Consider the following 262-nt stretch of genomic DNA (forward strand, 5'->3'; position numbering starts at 1 on the left):
CATGCGCGCCTCCTGCTCCTTGAAGCGGCGTTCCGCTTCGGCCAGGTTGCGGTCGCGCTCCTCGACGACCGCCTGGCGCTTGAAGTGTTCGGCCTGCACCTCGATCGCGCGCTGGGCGGCGAGTGCGCTGCGGCGGCGTTCCTTCGCCTCGTCGAGGCAATTATTCACGAAAAACTTGTCGTAGCAGACGCGTTCCCGTTCCGCGAAGCGGGCCTCGATCGCGGCCCGCTCGCGCGCGACGGCGGCCAGTTGCTGGTCGGCC

At 69.1% G+C, this 262-nt stretch carries 1 pseudogene; it reads right to left on the reverse strand.

The annotated features are described in order from the left end of the window. A pseudogene (locus ACEN88_RS35635) lies at positions 1–262 on the reverse strand (hypothetical protein); the annotation flags it as partial.

This window comes from Massilia sp. CT11-108, from assembly GCF_047302915.1.
GTDB classification, from domain to species: domain Bacteria; phylum Pseudomonadota; class Gammaproteobacteria; order Burkholderiales; family Burkholderiaceae_D; genus Telluria; species Telluria orientalis.